Consider the following 17,279-nt stretch of genomic DNA (forward strand, 5'->3'; position numbering starts at 1 on the left):
CTGTTACCGTCGTAGTTACCGTCTGTGTTACGGTCTGCGTATTTGTCTGTGTAACTGTCGGCGATGTTGTATTGGATATCGTCGGGGTCACTGTCTGTGTAGTGGTCTGAGTAACCGTCTGCGTCTGTGTCTGTGTTACAGTTTGCGATACGGTATTCGTTATAGACGCCGTCACCGTTGTGGTTACCGTCCGCGTAACTGTCTCTGTGTTTGTCTGCGTAACTGTCGGCGAAGTTGTATTGGAAACCGTAAGCGTCACTGTCCGTGTCGCAGTCTGCGTCACCGTCTGAGTCTGTGTCTGCGTGACTGTCTGCGACACAGTATTTGTAATAGAAGCCGTTACTGTAGTTGTAGCAGTCCTTGTATTTGTCTGCGTATTAGTCCTTGTCACAGTCGGCGATGTGGAATTTGTAACCGTTTGAGTAACCGTCTGTGTTCTGGATTCAGTAACCGTCTGCGTTACCGTCTGCGAAACAGTCCTGGATACAGTCGGTGTTACAGTCGGGGTAACGCTTGGCGTACGGGTCAAAGTAATAGTCGGCGTTGCGGTAAGTGTAAAAGTAGGCGTATTTGTAGGCGTTATAGTTGTCGTGGTAGTGCCGGAAACAGTTGCAGTTGCAGTATCAACAATAGTCGTGGTGGTAGATGGCGTCACCGTCCGGGTTACCGATGGCGTTCTGGTTTCCGTAGCTGTTCTTGTAATTGTCCGCGTTGCAGAAGGTGTCCTTGTTTCAGTTACCGTTCTTGTTACTGTCCTGGTAACTGTTTCCGTTACCGTTTGCGAAATAGTCCTTGTAAACGTCGGCGAGCTTGTAGGAGTTGATGTAGGCGTAGCCGTTAAAGTAATAGTTACAGTTATTGTCGGCGTCCAGATTATAAACGCCACAGAGTTTGAATCTTCATGATTTGAACGCGCAATATTGTGAATACCGGTAGGCGTAATAGACGGCGTGGGAGAAATAGTATTTGTCATCGTCGCCGTAGGAGTAAATGTCCTTGTAATTGAAGGCGTGCGCGTCAGCGTATAAGTCATTGTAATTGTACGCGTAACCGTCTGCGTTGCCGTATGCGTCCACGCCGGAGTGAATATTTCAACAATTACAAAGTTTGAATAATTATAATCATTCTGCGCGATATTCACAGAAAACATCAGCGGTGTTATCGTAGGCGAAAGGTAAGGTGTCCTTGTAGCAGTTATGCTGGGCGTTGCCGTGGGTGAACTTGTCCTTGTTATGGTTGCAGTGATTGTCCTTGTAGTTGTTCTTGTAACAGTTAACGTAGGCGAAAACACCGGAGAAATTGTAGAAGTAACAGTAATGCTGGGCGTCGGCGTGATAGTGGATGTCAGTGTATTTGTGGGTGTAATGGTAGGCGTTCCAAAAGGATTACATACAAAATTGTAATCATCATAAGTTGTGGTATATGAACTTGTGTAAGCCCCCGATGTATCAAGCCCCACATACATATCCGAATCAAAACTGGCAGTTTGTGTCAAGCCCTGCTGCGTCCATGTAACATTGTCAGTGGAATAATATCCCCCGATACTGTCTCCCATCTTAACAAGTTTGAAATATTTAGAGGAAAAACTTGCGGCAGAAGTTCCCGTTCCGGAAGAACTGCCCCCGTCCGTTGTCCTGTATTTAAAATAAGCCGGCCGGTCATAATAAAGCCCGCCCATAAAATACATCTCCGAACCTGCAGTCAGCGAATCTCTTACCACCACGCCGCCGCCGGCAGGGTTCCCGCCGCTGATACCTGTTATTCTGACAGTCATTATAAAATCAGATGCGCTTGCAATTTTCTGGTAGATAAATCTGACATTGTCGCTTGTTCCCGTGGCAAGCATATCGCTTGCAGTCTGAACACTTACCTGTAAAGCGGATGAAGTTTCATTCTGCGACGAACTTGATACAGTCCCTAAAGTAGTCGCCGTCCAAACCGATGTATTAAAACTATTATCATTAAAATCATCCGACGTGGCGCATGTATTCAAACTTTCTGTAGGAGTAGAAGTAGAAGTATACGTGTATGTTGGAGTATACGTATAAGTGTTTGTATTTGAAGCAGTATACGTGTGAGTAAAAGTATTTGTGACTGTATGTGTAAAAGTATTCGTAGGAACAAGTGTGTTTGTGTAGGTATTTGACGGGGTATAAGTATTTGTAAATGTATGCGTGGATGTATAAGTATGGGTCTGTGACGGCGTGTAAGTGTGCGTTTGTGTCGGCGTGTGCGTGTTAGTATTAGCCGATCCGCAGCCAGTGCTCAAGGTGCAAGGATCCTGCCCCGAATTTGTATCCTGTGTTGTCGAATTTGTATACTCACAGGCAAGAACCCCGCCTTCATAAATTGCAGCATATTTTATATTCGCATAGCTTCCGCCAATATCATCCTGATCAATATATGAATTACAACTTATATTGGCCCAGTCAGTACGCCTAAGCGATCCCGCAAAAGTTACGTTAGCACCGGAAATAAGAGTATAACTGCTCAAAGAAATTGTGACAACACGGTTTGCTACTTTTGATGCTGATTCCTGGCAGGCAGTCATACTGCTGCTGGCTAGACCTGAAACATAGGTCCCCCAATTGGAAATATCCTGCGTATATACAAAATCCGCCGAAGAGTCAAACCAAAGTTTAATAGTTATTGTATTAAGATTAACCGATGTAGAATCATTATTTGTTATCCTAAACCCTATTGGCAATTGATTTTGAGGACACGAATAACCCCACGGATCATAAACTTCTAAATTAATTTTTGTCGCATAAGATAAATTCACCAAAGACATAACAAACATAATAGTTACGAAAAATATTTTAGTCGTAATATTTAAAACCCTGCCCTTGGACAGACCAAGAGCGTTGGTGGTGCTTGCCATCAACGCTCCTTTTTTATCCATCGCAGGCTCCGTTTATCCGGTTTTAATAATTTCTAACAAAATCAGAATTTAAAACCGCCGTTGAATACGGCAGATATTTATTAACACCTGATGCAAAAAATTCTTTCTCAATTTCAAAGTAAGGCAGCCTTGCAACCGTGACCCAGAAACACACCTGGCCTGTCGCCCCGTTTGCAAGATTATTTATAGGCCACCACACAACCGTGATGTCGCCGTAATAGTTTACAGAACATCCATCGCATCCCTGAAGCGTCATAATAGCCGGAACTGTATCCCAGATATTAAACGTCCTTGCCGCACCGGAATAATTTGAAAAATCTATGCAGTACGTTATTGTATCGCCTATTGTCGCATCCATGGGATTGGCGGTTTTTACCATTTCAATCCTTGTGCACGGATTAATATCGCACGGCTGTTCACCGGACAGCGAATCAACAGTTGAAGGCGAAGTATATTCACAAAGGTGCACATCGCTTGCTTCATCCGCAGGCGCGCTTTCATTGTAAAAAAGAGTCAGATATTTATTTTCAGAATAACAGGTGCCGTCCATACCCCTTGAATAATCATCAGTCGGATCCGGCTGCGGAACAGACGAATGTACAAGCTGTTCATCCTGCGTCATATCAAAATATCCGCCGTTAGAAGGAATTACTTTATCAGTTGCCGTGTAATACATTCTGGCATACATATTTGCTATTCTTGTATAGGAACCCGTATCCGTGCAGTCACTGGAAGACGTATTTATAAATTCTGTCGTCATCTGTGAGTTTGTTCCGTCGTTTCCGCCGTCTGCCTGCTTAAAATTCCATTGAGCGTTATTGTAAGTCCACCCCGTGCTTTGCGTTGAATGATTCATGTAGTATCTTACCGACACACGCTTGCCTTTTATTGTTGATTCAGACCAGTTTGTTATTCTATAGCGGATATTTATCCTGTCACTGCTTGCAGAACCGCACGATGCTAAATTTAATTTATATGGTGTTGTGGCGCCGGAAACAGTAATACTTGCAGTCTCTGTATCATTAGGGCCCTGATTACTGCTGCAGCTGTAAGCAAGCGCGTCATTATCCCTTACCGCGACAAAAATAGTAAAAGCCCCCGCTTTTTCAGGCGGCACAGCCGTAATTACCGATACTGTCTGAAACGTTGATGTGCTGTTGCCTGTAATTCCGGTATCAGGCCCGTCACTTGCGTAACCAACGCCCGTTGCGGTTCTTGTAACTCCATTAACCCAAAATTCAACAGAAGTGGCTCCGGTTCTATTGTAAATCGCATCCCCGACAAGCCAGTCTTCTTCACACCTTACCAATGTTCCGTTTTCAGAATATGCTATTGCAAACCTGGCAGTCTGGCTTGTTGTTGACCTCATCTGAAAAGTTACAGTTATCACGTCCCCGGGAGCTGCTGTCGCCGGGCTTACAGTTACGTTCTGAACCTCGGCCGCCGCAAACAAAGATGAATTTAAACTTATATTAAAAATAAATAATATTAATATATATATTATATTATATATAAAACGGTTTGATTTTTGGACAGACCTGTCCTGTTGTGTGATAACATCATTGTTTTTGAGTGTTTTTCCCATAAATAACTCCTAAAATGTCAGATTTTAAAATTCTACCTAAAAATCTACATTTTTTTGATACTATAAAAAACCCTTGCATATTCTATTTCCCTTTTGTTTGTCGACGTATTCAAAAAGGAAAGTTGATTTCTAACCGCCCTTAATTTAATACTGCTTTACTTTTCAATCAAATTTTACAGCATAACAGTTATTTTGTCAATTTATATTTATCTCTAATTTAATTTACACAAATGAACATATCAAAATTGCATAAAATCAATGAAATAAGGGTTTTTTACCCTCCGGGCGGACCTGCCCTTGAATTAATTAACCCCGAACCGCTTACAGCTGATTGAAGCCTTATAGGAACCGGTTTATCATAAAATATTTCACGTTTTTTACTCTCAAAGTAAGCGTATATATCATTATTTTCCCCATAAGTTATAACCGGGAATCTTGCCACCCTTACCAGAAAACATACAGACCCGGAAACGCCAACCTCTATCCCGTTAATTTCCCACTGCACAACAGTTGTCGGCAGCCCGTTTACTGTTGCCGGGTAAGTAGAACACACGCTCCCCTGACAGAATAAAAAATCCACTTCATAGGGTATGGTGTCCCAAATAACAAGGTCTGTCACCACAGCCCCCACATTGGTAAATGTTATGCAGTATTGCAGCGTGTCTCCTATAAGCGCTTCTGTCTGGCTTACAGACTTGTGCAAAGATACCCTGTCATACGGCGTGTGCGTGGCGGTTGCAGTATCTGTCGCCGTAAACGTTTCAGTACTTGTCGCGGTATGCGTCGCGGTATCTGTAGCAGTGTGCGTATTGGTAAAAGTATATGTACTGGTATGCGTTGCGGTCGCGGTATGAGTATTAGTAAACGTCCTTGTATTTGTAAAAGTATGCGTAAATGTATTAGTCCTTGTAAATGTATGAGTATTAGTATGGGTATTGGAAGGCGTGTCCGTGGGGCCGCCGGGTGTATATGTATTGCTTGCGGTGAATGTATTTGTAGGGGTGAAAGTTGCCGTATTTGTTGGTGTATATGTCATTGAATTGGTAAAGGTGGGTGTTATGGTCCTTGTAAAAGTGTTTGTCGCGGTAAAAGAATTTGTGTGCGTCAGGGTAAAGGTCGGCGTGTATACATTTGTTCTTGTATGTGTCAGCGTAAAAGTATTTGTAAATGTCCGCGTGTATGTATGCGTGAATGTGTTTGTCCTTGTAAAAGTTGCAGACGGCGTGTTTGTGGGTATGCATTCCATCTGAACGGTAACAGTATTTGACCTTGCCCAATCAACAGGAGAAGGCCATTTTACACCCGCCACATTATCCCTGTAATCACAGGATTCCTGCGACCTGTCAAAATAATAATCCTTAACCACCGCGGTTATAGTAACGCAGGTCTGCCCCGGAAAACCTCTTAACCAGCGGATTGAAAAAGAACTGCCGTCCCCTGTAAAACAAGGGCTTCCGTCACCATAAGCATCACAGCCGCCGCCATATGGCCCTGCAAAACCAAAACCCGGGTCAAAATCATCATAAACCTCTACTGTGCTTGTTGTGTAGTTTCCCGAATTACAGATTTCAAGAGTATACGAAACATCATTTGTTGTAATTCCACTTGTAGGGGTTACAGACTTGGCTATCGTAAAGGATGCCGGTGGTAAAGTAGGAATCGGCGTCATTATGAATTCCTGCCGCATGTATAGATGCTTGCAGTCATCCGTTTCAGCTCCGCTGTTTGCGTCGTATGACAAAGGCTGAAGCCGCTGCCCGGTGCACGGGTCATATATAATTTTTCCGTATATGGTTCCTGTTACCACTTCAGGATTTTGCCATGGAGCCACACCCGCATCCTGATACTCCCTTGCCCACCAGGTATTTCCCAACGAGTCATATGCAGGTTCCTGTGTACAATCCTCAATAAAGTTAAGCCTCATCTGCGAAGCGCCGGTGGCATCGCTGTTTATACAGCTGTGAGTGCCATCCGAACATGTAGCTTCAATTGACCAGCTGCCCCATACTTCGCAGCACCTTAAATTCTTAACTTTTATGGCTACAATATTCTGCGTTTCATCAAGTATATCAGGATTAAAAGTGACGCATTTGGGCTGAACCCCGGTTTCATCCCAGTTTACATAAGTAAAAGCGTCAATGTATTGCCCGTTTATCCACACATCGGCTATGTCATCAACAGCAACGCACAAAGTCGCGGCAGTGGGATTACACGCCGCGCTAACAGAAAAAGCAAATAAAAGAGATATGGATGCTGTAAGAAAAAACCTTTTAATATTCATAGGTCTCCTATAAAAACATCAGCAAATACTTGCCGCCCTGTATATATTTTACAGTTATGTTAGTTTTTTGTCAACTTATTATAGTTCTGCAATAAAAACGATTACATAATTTAAAATACAGAATCATCAATATGTTTTGACGCGGTCAAATAATAAAAAGATGGCACTCCCATTTATTTAAATCCGTCAATAGCCCCCCGGAAAATAAACAGAAAGAAAAAACAACTCTTCACATCAGCATTTCAGGCAATAATCTGATTACGCTTTACCGCGAAAACATAAAAAACATTTCCGCCGGTACGCTAAATTACATCTGTTTAAGAAACACCGCGGAATTCTGTATGTTCATAGAAGCTGAAATATCATCAACATCCAAAACCCCAAGCACAACCGTGGTATTTTTAGGAAAGACGCTTCCTTCCACGCTTCTGTTAATTATCATATTAAGAACATCATTCTTTACCTTGTCTGACGCAAAATGGAATTCCCTCATATACAAAAGGCATCCCTGTTCTTTGGAAGCTTCAAAAAAACCGGTAAGCCAATTTGGCAGTTTGTTTTCAAAAACAGAAGTTCCCACCTTTTCGGCCTCTATTGTGGTAAGGTCTTTTTCAAAAAACTTTTCCCCCGCTTTTTTCGCGGACTGCGAAAGGATTTCAAGGACGGCTTTACGCTGATTGTGATAAAGGACAATACTTTCATGCTCCTTTTTTTCAACTAATCCGTCAAAATAAGCCTGTGCTTCTTCTCTTGTTTTCAGTATTACCGACATGTCCGGCCTCCTATATTTTTTTTAACTTAAACGCATTTTTACCTGTCTTTTTCACACTATACATCAGTTTATCCGCAAGGCGAATAAGTTCTTCCGTGTTTAATATAATTTTTTTCTGAACCGTCAGAACGCCAAAACTGTAAGTAACGCCTTTCAGCGCGTGTTCTTCCGCGGCAAGATCGCCTTTTATCCCGTTTATAGTTTTCAAAGCTTCCGCCGGGCCGCTGCCCATAAGAAAAACCGCGAATTCATCCCCGCCAAGCCTGGATAAAAAACCTTTTTCACTTAACCTTTTTGTAATAATATCAGCGGTGTTTTTAAGAACCAGATCGCCAAAAGCGTGCCCTCTTGAATCATTCAGCATTTTAAAATTATCAATATCAAAATAAATTATTGAATATGGCATGCTCTTTTTTTTATTTTCCGCCAGCGCTTTCTGTATCAAAACAGAAAACGACCGCCTGTTAAGCGCTCCCGTAAGCGAATCGGTATCAGCCAGCTTTTTTTCCTTGTCATATTCCCCCTTAAGCTTTGACAGTACAATTACAGCCAAAAGAAAATATGCAAGCCTTAAAATTATATTGGCCCATACCAGCGCCGTGAACTCTGAATCCAGCTTAAAAAAAACCTCTTCAAACTCCCACACAGCAACAGCTATAAAAGAGACAGTAAACGCATATTTTCTGTCAGAAAACCATACCGTCAGGGCAACCGGAATCATATACAGCACGGAAACATCAACGCTTGACTCTGATATGTGGTCCATGTAGCCGATAAAAAAAACCAGAACCAAACCCGCGGTTAAAACAAGGCTGTTTTTCAGGGACAAATTATTAATCATGCATTTTTAACCTTTACGGCATATTTATTAACCAGTTTAAACACTTCCATGGTTATTATCATAGACAGTGACAATGCCGCCACCATAACCCAGCCTTTAAAATCAACGGGTTTTATCTTTAACAAGTCCTGCATAAACGGAATCTGCATACTGGCTATATGCAGCCCCTGCGCGGCTATAACACCGGCTACAAGCAGGTAGTTTTTGCTTATCTTTACCTTAAAAACAGAAACCGATTCCGACCTGCAGTTAAACACATGCGCGTTTTCCAAAAGCACCATTAAAAGCAGCGTCATGTTTCTGGCGGAATCCACGTCAAAACCCGCGGACAAAAAGTAATACCATACGCCGAAAGCAAGCACAGCCATAACAACACCCGACAATATGGTCTGCTGCATCATCAAAGGGTTAAATATCCCCTCTTTGGGGTTTCTTGGCTTTTTCTTCATAGCCCCTTCTTCACCGCCTTCAAATGCAAGCGCGGCTCCCTGTATTCCATTTGTCACAAGATTCAGCCACAACAGCTGTATGGCCAAAAGCGGCGGCTGAATACCTTCCGGGAAAAAATGCGCGGTAAATATAAGCGCCAGAATAAACAGCATTATTTCCGCCGCACCGGTTGAAATAAGAAGATAAATTACTTTGCGGACATTATCAAAAGCAAAACGCCCTTCTTCAACGCCTGCTACTATTGACGCAAAATTATCATCGGTAACTATCATAGAACCCGTATCCTTTGCCACATCTGTTCCGGACCCCATTGCCACGCCAATATTGGCTTTCTTTAAAGCCGGCGCGTCATTCACGCCGTCGCCGGTCACGGCAACATAATGCCCCGATTTAATAAGGGCGCTTACAATCTGCAGTTTCTGCATGGGCGCCACGCGGGCAAAGACATGTGATGAAAGCACAGCCTTCATAAAAGGTTCACTTTCCGGATCCCCAAGCGCTTCAAGCTGCGCTCCGGTCACAACTTCTTTTTCTTCTTCACAAATTCCAAGTTCTTTTGCAATCGCAAACGCGGTTACAGGATGGTCACCGGTTACCATTGCCACTTCTATACCCGCGTCCCGGCATTTATTAACAGCGGATTTTGCTTCGGGCCTTAAAGGGTCAATAAACCCTACAAGCCCGTATAGTGTAAGCCCTGACAGGTCTGATTCGCCTTTCCCTGACACTTCTCCGCCGGCAACCGCAAGGACCCTGTAACCTTTTGAAGCCAGTATAAGCGCTTTTGCTTCAATATCTTTTTTATCAACAGGTGATTTTTTACCATCCCTGTCATATACGTAAGAACAGAAATTCACAACAGTTTCAACAGCGCCTTTAACAGCCGCTTTTAAATTTGCTTCATCTTTGTAAAAAACCGCCGCGAATTTTTTTTCAGACTCATAGGGTATTTCACCCTCTACAGGGTGGTGTGCTTTCAGTTCATCATGGGAATAACCCGCTTTTAAACCCAGTGATATAAAAGCAATATCCATGGCATCGCCAAAGTTTATCCATTTATCGCCTTTTTTTACAAGGGAAGCTTCATTGCACAGCATACCGGAAATAATAAGCAGGCTTTCAGGGGAATCTTTTTCAAAAATAATTTTTTTACCATCCGGACCAGAAACGGAACCTTCGTCATTATAACCTTCGCCGGAAATACTGAAAGAATTACCCGAAGGAAATAAAAGTTCTTTTACGGTCTGCTGGTTTACGGTAAGTGTTCCTGTTTTATCGCTTGCTATGTAAGTACAGCTGCCAAGGCTTTCCACAGCCGTCAGTTTTCTTACTATAACATTTCTTTTTGACATCCTTTGCGTGGCAACAGAAAGCGCCACGGTTAAAGCAACCGGCAGGCCTTCAGGAATCGCGGAAACCGCAAGCGCCACGGCAAGAAAGAACACATCACGCGCCGGACTCCCGCCTGCCAGCAAAATACCGGCAACCGCTGCCGCGCTTATTAAAACTATTATACTTATCTGGGTGCTGAACTTTTCCATCCTTATAATAAGCGGCGGTTTTGACCCGGCTTCGCTTGTAACTGTTTTTGCTATTTTTCCCACCTCTGTATTTAATCCGGTTAAAATAACAACACCTGTGCCCCTGCCCTTTGTAACGGAAGCGCCGGCAAAAGCGCAGTTTGTCCTGTCGCTGACTTCTGTTTTTTCATCAAGGGGCTGAGTGTTTTTTTCCGCGGCCATTGACTCTCCCGTTAAAAACGCCTCGTCAATTTCCAGATTATTGGCCTCTAAAAGCCTTATATCCGCAGGAACCTTGCTTCCGGATTCAAGATATACAATATCTCCCGGAACAAGTTCAACGCTGTCAATTTCCTGTTTGGCGCCGTCCCGCTTTACAAATGCCTTTACCTTTATCATTCCCTGCAGCGCCGCGGCGCTCTTTTCCGCTTTATATTCCTGCTGCGTGCCTATTACGGCGTTAATAAGAATAACAAAGAGAATAAAAAAAGCATCTTTCAAATCCCCGACTGCGGCAGATACCACGGATGCCGCCAGAAGCACATAAATAAGCGGGCTTAAAAACTGTTTTAAAAAGACAATAATAAGAGGGGTGGATTTTTTAAGAGGAAGGTTGTTTGTCCCGTACTTTTCAACACGCTGCTTTACCTGTTCTGATGTAAGGCCGGATTCAGCGCATTCAAGTTTTTCTATTGCCTGTTTGCCGGTTAAAGCGTGCCAGTTAACCGCGGGAGAATCAGTGTCAAGCCGAATATTTTTTTTCATGATATGCTCCTTGTATAAAAATTTTCTATAATCAATATACCGTTTTAACAATTTCAGGTCAAGCAAATCAGGTTTGAAAACTTCCGGATTATATTTTCTTTCCGTCTTTTTTCATCCCTTTAATCATCGGTTCAAGAACAAAGGGCGGTATTATTGTTGTCAGCAGCACCATAAATATGGCAATACCATAAAACCTTTCATCAATTATGCCTTTGGCAAGTGCAAACGCCGCAATTATTATACCCACTTCTCCCCTTGGTACCATTGCCATCCCTATAAAAGAAGCCTTTTTAAAGCCCATATTCATAACAGGCAGCCAGCACCCTATAAGTTTGCCCGCAAACGCAATAACCGTAATTACAAGCCCGGTAATTATAATCACCGGTTCCGTGAAAGCCATAACATTAACCTTTGCGCCCATGATTATAAAAAAGAAAACCACCAGAACATCTTCAAAAATTTCAAGTTTCTGTTTAATTTCATATTCCGATTCCCGTTCAGCCATTACAACACCCGCCATAAAAGCGCCTACAATTGCCGCAAGCCCTATCTGAACAGCAACAACAGCATAAGTGAAACACACAACAGAACCGGCAATAAGCGGCGCGTTTCTGGCTTTAAAAGTCCCTATTGAATAACCGAATTTTTTGTTAAAGTGAACGCCGCCAAGTGTAAACAGCAGCAGAAAAATAATTATAACAAGGATTGTGGCAATTACGGCGGGCAGTGAAATACTGCCTTTTTCCGCAAGCCCGCTTACCACAGAAAGCACTATAAGCCCAAGTATATCGTCTATTACCGCCGCGCCAAGCACAACCCGGCTTACTTCTTCGGACATAAAATTTAAATCCTTTAATATTCTGGCGGTAATGCCCACGCTGGTAGCCACCATTATGGCGCCCATAAACATTGACTTGATATTACTGCTTCCGGTAAGCCTCATATAAATATACCCAAGTACAAATGGAAGAATAACACCGCCTACGGCAACCCAAAAAGCCTTAACACCCACTTTTGTAAGGTCGGACAGTTTTGTTTCCAGCCCTATTGAAAAAAGAAGCAGTATAACAGCCACTTCGGCTATAACTTCAAAGGTAAGATGCATGGAAGGGTCATTTAGCTGCAGCACATTAAGCACATACGGCCCAAGAATAATACCCGCAAGCAGTTCCCCTATTACAGCGGGCTGTTTCATTTTCTTAAAAATAAAACCCACGAACTTAGCCGCGACAAACGCGATTAAAAGCTGAAAAATTATTTTCGATACCATAGCATGGGTGTCGCCGCCTGATGATGCGGCATGGCTTACGGCGGCTATTGTGGCTGAAGCTGCATCAGTTACAGTTGTCATTCAATTACCCTATAACGGTTGTTATTACTTTTTTCAGCTGGGCTTCCGCTACCACTCCCACTATCTGATTTACCATTTCCCCGTTCTTAAAAAACAGTATGGTTGGAATGCTGCGTATCCCAAGTTCGGAAGGCGTCTGTGAATTTGAATCCACATCCATTTTTACCACTTTTATCTTTCCCGCAAATTCGGCTGCCATCTTATCAACAACGGGCGCTATCATCTTGCACGGATTGCACCACACCGCCCAAAAATCAATCATAACCGGAATGTCAGATTTTAAAACTTCCGCCGAAAATGTCGCGTCTGTCACATTTGCTGCTGTACTCATTTTATTGCCCCCTTTAATACTTTTTTTTACTGTTTTCTGTCAACCACAATTTCCCTGAAATCCGCAAAAAGTTTCATCCAGGAGCTTATTTCAGACAGCATATTTAACCTGTTTATGCTGGCTTTTTCGTTGTTTTTATCATTGACAAGCACCTTTTCAAAGTACGCGTCTATTTCCAGCTTTATAGAGGCAATGGTTTCATACGCGCCCCCAAAATCTTTTATGTCAAGCATCCTTGTCATCTTTTCTTTGACAGTATAAAATCTGGCGTAAAGTTTTTTCTCTTCTTCAGCATCAAATAAAGCTGTATCTGTTTCGCCCGGTTTAAACCCCTCGGGGATGATATTATTCACCCTGCTTAACGTGAAAATTATTTCATTAAATCTGGGCCTTTTTCTGGCGCCTGAAAGCACCAGCGCCTTTTCATAATCATCAAGCAAGTTTAATCCGTCTTCTTTGGGAAGGGCGTTTATGATGTCATAATCAATATTCCTGTCCTTAAAATAATTAAGCTCCCTCTGGCGGAAAAAATCCAGAAGTTCTTTTTCATCGCAGCTTTTTCCAAGTTTGGACCTGTATTCGTCCATCACCGCGGAAATCACCCTGCTTAGGTTTATATCAAGCGTCTTTTCAAGTATTATATAAATGGCGGTCAGCGCCTGGCGCCTTACCGCGTAAGGGTCTTTGCTGCCCGTAGGTTTAAACCCGGCAATAAAGAAACCGCAGATATTGTCAATTTTGTCCACAAGGCTCAACAAAAGCCCCTCTTTAGTGGAAGGCAATGCATCGCCTACAAAGTTGGGGTAATACTGTTCCGCCACTGCCTTGCATATTTTTTCCGGCTTTCCCTGTTTGTGAAAATACACGCCCCCCATAAAACCGCGAAGGCTTACGTATTCTTTTTCGCTTACCATGTCGGTGACAAGGTCTGCTTTTGAAAACCTTGCCGCCTGTGATAAAAGTTCCGGGTTGTCATATCCAAAAAGCGTGTCAGACATAGCTGCTATGGATGTTAACCTCTCCACCTTCTGAAACATGGTGCCAAGGCCGGTTATAAATATTGCTTCTTTTAACTTTGGAAGGTTGTCTTCTATGGGCTTCTTTAAATCTTCCTGGTAGAAGAACTCCGCGTCTTTTAACCTGGCAAAAAGCACTTTGCCGTGCCTTTGTGTTACAAAATCATTATTGCCGTCCCCGCCGTCGCGCACGTTAACAAAATAATTTGTAAACTCGCCGTTATCTTTTGTAACCGCAAAATAACGCTGGTGTTCCCTCATGGCGGTTATAATTACTTCTTTGGGCAGGAATAAAAACCTTTTGTCAAACTCTCCCGCCACCACTTTTACAGTTTCCACGGACTGGGCAAGTTTTTCAAGCAGCACTTTATCCGGAAGTATTATCATACCTTTTGATTTTAATATTTCACGCGCCTTGTCGGCAATCTCTTTTTCCCTTTCATCCTGCCGTATTATTATGCCGGCTTTTTTCATAACGTCAAAATACGCGTCCGCGGATGAAACTACTTCTTCTTTATTTGAATGTTCAAATTTATGAAGGCGCGTCTTATTGCCGGATTTTACATTACCCCACGTAAAGTTAATAACTTCGCTTCCAAAAAGAGCCGTAATCCACCTTACCGGACGCGCGAACGTTACTCCGGATGCGTCCCAGGTCATAGTTTTGGGAAATTTTACCGCGTTTATTATCTGCGGAAATATTTCGGCAAGCACCTCTTTTGAAGGCCTGCCTTTTTCAAACACGCTTATGTATATAAATTTCTTGCCGTTTTCTTCGGTTATTTTCGCGTCTTTTTCGCTTAATCCCGCTTTTTCAAAGAAATTTTTGCCCACATCGGTAAGCACGCCGTCTTTATACGCGATATCATATTTGGGGCCTTTCTTTTCAAAAGAAAGGTCTTCCTGCATTCCTGCAGTATCTTTGATAAAAAGCACAAACCTTCTTACGGTAAAATATGTTTCTATTGACGCGTATTTAATTCTTTTTTCAAGAAGAATTTTTTCCGCGTTTTCGCGTATGTTATTTATGGCAGGCGTAAGGTAATCTGCCGGTATCTCTTCTGTCCCTATTTCCAGAATTACGTTCATTATTTCTCCCGTTTCTTAATGTATTCTTCCGCGCATAACTTTGCAAGGTCCCTGATTTTTTTTATGTACGTGGGCCTTTCCGCAATAGAAATTGCTTTTCTGGCATCCAGAAGGTTAAACGCGTGTGAGATTTTAAGCACATAATCATACGCCGGAATAGGCAGCGATTTTTTAACCAGTTCTTCGCCTTCTTTATAGTATTTTTCCAGCACATCAAGAAGCATATCTATGTCAGCGTGTTCAAAATTATAAGCGGAGTACTGCTTTTCATTTTCCAGAAAGACATCGCCGTAAGTCACATTTTCATTCCATTTTATGTCAAAAGCGCTGTCCACACCCTGAATATACATTGCAATTCTTTCAAGCCCGTAAGTTAATTCAGCCGTGATCGGGTTCAACTGAATCCCCGCCATCTGCTGAAAATATGTGTACTGGGTAATTTCCATCCCGTCAAGCCACACCTGCCAGCCAAGCCCCGACGCGCCCAAAGTGGGTGATTCCCAGTCGTCTTCGTTAAACTTAATGTCGTGGTCTTTTATTTTTATCCCTATGGCTTCCAGCGAATCAAGGTACATGCGCTGAATGTTTTCCGGGGCCGGTTTCATTATCACCTGATACTGGTAGTAGTGCTGAAAACGGTTCGGGTTTTCGCCGTAACGTCCGTCTTTGGGCCTTCTGCACGGCTCTATAAAAGCGGCGTTCCACGGCTTATCGCCAAGGCACCTGAAAAAAGTGGCGGGATTAAATGTCGCCGCGCCTTTTTCCATGTCATAGGGCTGCACTACAATACAGCCTTTGTCTGTCCAGAATTTCTGTAAAGTAAATATCAGGTCCTGAAAATACATTTTAATACCGCCTATTTTTCAACAGCTATTTTTTCAATTACAATTATTATTACCGCACCCGCCGCCATAATTAAAAATGCTATGGCTGTTTCCGCGCTTAATTCAGGCATATTCCACTGATAGCCCGCCACAACTTCCTTGCCCTTGCGCATGATTACCTGCCCAAGCGAATCAAGTTTAGGTATGGCCGTTTTCCAGGGCCAGATAAGAAGCAGTGAACCCGCTATAAAACCGGTAAGGGTTGCAATAGTACCGTCTTTAAATTTTTTCATTATCCACGATATAATATGCGCAAAAGCGATAATACCCACAACACATCCCAGCGCAAAAGGTATTAATACCGCTAAATTCATTTCACTTATACCCTTAATTACAACAAGTTCATAATTACCCATAAGTATAAGGACAAACGAGCCTGAAATTCCGGGCAGTACCATACTGCATATTGCCACCACTCCGCATAGAAAAACATAAAGAAAATTAGCATTTTCAGAACCGGGAGAAATAAGCGAAATAACAACCGCAACAGCGGCGCCCACTACAAACATAATCCATATGGTTGCTTTCCATTTAGAAACTGTTTTACCCACATAATAAATTGAAGCCAGAATAAGCCCAAAGAAAAACGCCCATATATAAACAGGGTAATTGGCAAACAGATATTTAAAAAGTTTTGCCACGGAAATTATGGCAACAGCCATACCCGTGCCCATTGCGGCTAAAAACATAAAATCCACACGGGCGGCAAACCCTTTAAAATCGCCTTTAAGAAGCAGTTTTACGGCTTTTATATCAAAAGATTTTATAGCGTTTATAAGCCTTTCAAATACCCCCACTATTACAGCAAGCGTTCCGCCGGATACTCCCGGAATTACATTTGCAACGCCGATTGAAACGCCTTTTAAAGCGTTAACAATGAATTCATTAACTGCATTATTACCCTTCTTTTTTTCCGTTTCATTAATTTTTGTTTTTTTCTTCACAGATCCCCCGATTTTTCAGAACAGCTTCGTATTCTTAATTGAACATTTTTTATAACAAATAAAACAAATATTAATGGTGGAGCAGATCGGGATCGAACCGACGACCCTCAGACTGCCAGCCTGATGCTCTCCCAGCTGAGCTACTGCCCCACCTGATCCGGGATTTAAAAATTCAAACCTTTTCATTGTCAAATACCGATTTTTACAGGCATTTCTTTAAAAAAATAAGTTAAAGTATAGTATATTTTCACGGCATAAATGTCAAGCGCAATTTGGAGGCTTGGAAGCTTAGATGCTTGGAAGCTTGGAGGCTTGGAAGCTTGGAGGCTTGGAGGCTTAGAAGCTTGGAGGCTTGGCGGACAGGAAGAGCAGAGGGTCGGAGGGTCGGAGGGTCGGAAGCAAAGACAAAAACAAAACAAATACCGAAAATTCGAAATTGGAAAATTGGAAGGGCAAACACAAACATAAAACAGGGCTTGGGTGTGTTTTTTCAGTATGCGCCGCCCTAACCTGCTGTGTATCCGGCAGGAGCGGTTTAATGCATCGCC

At 42.7% G+C, this 17,279-nt stretch carries 12 protein-coding genes and 1 tRNA gene; 1 reads left to right on the forward strand and 12 read right to left on the reverse strand.

What is annotated here, in order from left to right:
- From CVV21_10595 to CVV21_10650, 12 genes are all read right to left on the reverse strand, one after another.
- On the reverse strand, positions 1–2,902 hold a 2,902-nt coding region (locus CVV21_10595), incomplete at its 3' end, for a hypothetical protein (GenBank protein ID PKL90835.1).
- A 22-nt stretch (positions 2,903–2,924) separates the two neighbouring features.
- Positions 2,925–4,487 (reverse strand): hypothetical protein, encoded by a 1,563-nt coding sequence (locus CVV21_10600; GenBank protein PKL90836.1) that lies wholly within the window; start codon positions 4,485–4,487, stop codon positions 2,925–2,927.
- 274 nt (positions 4,488–4,761) lie between these two features.
- Positions 4,762–6,768 (reverse strand): hypothetical protein, encoded by a 2,007-nt coding sequence (locus CVV21_10605; GenBank protein ID PKL90837.1) that lies wholly within the window; start codon positions 6,766–6,768, stop codon positions 4,762–4,764.
- Between the two features lie 307 nt (positions 6,769–7,075).
- Positions 7,076–7,540: a hypothetical protein gene (locus CVV21_10610; protein ID PKL90838.1), complete on the reverse strand. Its 465-nt coding sequence runs from the start codon at positions 7,538–7,540 to the stop codon at positions 7,076–7,078.
- Between the two features lie 10 nt (positions 7,541–7,550).
- Positions 7,551–8,381 (reverse strand): hypothetical protein, encoded by an 831-nt coding sequence (locus CVV21_10615; protein ID PKL90839.1) that lies wholly within the window; start codon positions 8,379–8,381, stop codon positions 7,551–7,553.
- Positions 8,378–11,116 carry an ATPase gene (locus CVV21_10620; protein PKL90840.1) on the reverse strand — a complete coding sequence of 913 codons (2,739 nt, stop codon included), beginning with the start codon at positions 11,114–11,116 and terminating at the stop codon, positions 8,378–8,380. The genes CVV21_10615 and CVV21_10620 overlap by 4 nt, the downstream gene beginning before the upstream one ends.
- Positions 11,117–11,204: 88 nt before the next feature.
- Positions 11,205–12,467, reverse strand: a complete 1,263-nt coding sequence (locus CVV21_10625; protein PKL90841.1) for a cation:proton antiporter — start codon at positions 12,465–12,467, stop codon at positions 11,205–11,207.
- A 4-nt stretch (positions 12,468–12,471) separates the two neighbouring features.
- Positions 12,472–12,798 (reverse strand): thioredoxin, encoded by a 327-nt coding sequence (trxA, locus tag CVV21_10630; protein PKL90842.1) that lies wholly within the window; start codon positions 12,796–12,798, stop codon positions 12,472–12,474.
- 26 nt (positions 12,799–12,824) lie between these two features.
- Complete coding sequence (locus CVV21_10635) at positions 12,825–14,903, reverse strand: glycine--tRNA ligase subunit beta (GenBank protein PKL90843.1); 2,079 nt, start codon at positions 14,901–14,903, stop codon at positions 12,825–12,827.
- A complete protein-coding gene (locus CVV21_10640) occupies positions 14,903–15,748 on the reverse strand; it encodes a glycine--tRNA ligase subunit alpha (protein ID PKL90844.1) in 846 nt (281 codons plus the stop codon). Before CVV21_10640 ends, CVV21_10635 begins: the two co-directional genes overlap by 1 nt.
- Positions 15,749–15,759: 11 nt before the next feature.
- Positions 15,760–16,743 carry a DUF368 domain-containing protein gene (locus CVV21_10645; GenBank protein ID PKL90845.1) on the reverse strand — a complete coding sequence of 328 codons (984 nt, stop codon included), beginning with the start codon at positions 16,741–16,743 and terminating at the stop codon, positions 15,760–15,762.
- Between the two features lie 62 nt (positions 16,744–16,805).
- Positions 16,806–16,881: transfer RNA gene (locus CVV21_10650), tRNA-Ala, on the reverse strand.
- Positions 16,882–16,989: 108 nt separating this feature from the next.
- Between CVV21_10650 and CVV21_10655 the strand changes: the two genes are divergently transcribed.
- Positions 16,990–17,199, forward strand: coding sequence for a hypothetical protein (locus CVV21_10655; GenBank protein ID PKL90846.1), 210 nt, complete (start codon positions 16,990–16,992; stop codon positions 17,197–17,199).
- Positions 17,200–17,279: the final 80 nt, after the last annotated feature.

It is taken from the genome of Candidatus Goldiibacteriota bacterium HGW-Goldbacteria-1 (assembly GCA_002839855.1).
Lineage (GTDB): Bacteria > Oederibacteriota > PGYV01 > PGYV01 > PGYV01 > PGYV01.

What these genes read in the sequence shown, in the direction of transcription:
- CVV21_10600 (PKL90836.1), bottom strand. Translation starts at nt 4,487, where the DNA reads ATGGGAAAAACACTCAAAAACAATGATGTTATCACACAACAGGACAGG.
- CVV21_10610 (PKL90838.1), bottom strand. Translation starts at nt 7,540, where the DNA reads ATGTCGGTAATACTGAAAACAAGAGAAGAAGCACAGGCTTATTTTGAC.
- CVV21_10620 (PKL90840.1), bottom strand. Translation starts at nt 11,116, where the DNA reads ATGAAAAAAAATATTCGGCTTGACACTGATTCTCCCGCGGTTAACTGG.
- CVV21_10605 (PKL90837.1), bottom strand. Translation starts at nt 6,768, where the DNA reads ATGAATATTAAAAGGTTTTTTCTTACAGCATCCATATCTCTTTTATTT.
- CVV21_10635 (PKL90843.1), bottom strand. Translation starts at nt 14,903, where the DNA reads ATGAACGTAATTCTGGAAATAGGGACAGAAGAGATACCGGCAGATTAC.
- CVV21_10640 (PKL90844.1), bottom strand. Translation starts at nt 15,748, where the DNA reads ATGTATTTTCAGGACCTGATATTTACTTTACAGAAATTCTGGACAGAC.
- trxA (PKL90842.1), bottom strand. Translation starts at nt 12,798, where the DNA reads ATGAGTACAGCAGCAAATGTGACAGACGCGACATTTTCGGCGGAAGTT.
- CVV21_10625 (PKL90841.1), bottom strand. Translation starts at nt 12,467, where the DNA reads ATGACAACTGTAACTGATGCAGCTTCAGCCACAATAGCCGCCGTAAGC.
- CVV21_10655 (PKL90846.1), top strand. Translation starts at nt 16,990, where the DNA reads ATGTCAAGCGCAATTTGGAGGCTTGGAAGCTTAGATGCTTGGAAGCTT.
- CVV21_10615 (PKL90839.1), bottom strand. Translation starts at nt 8,381, where the DNA reads ATGATTAATAATTTGTCCCTGAAAAACAGCCTTGTTTTAACCGCGGGT.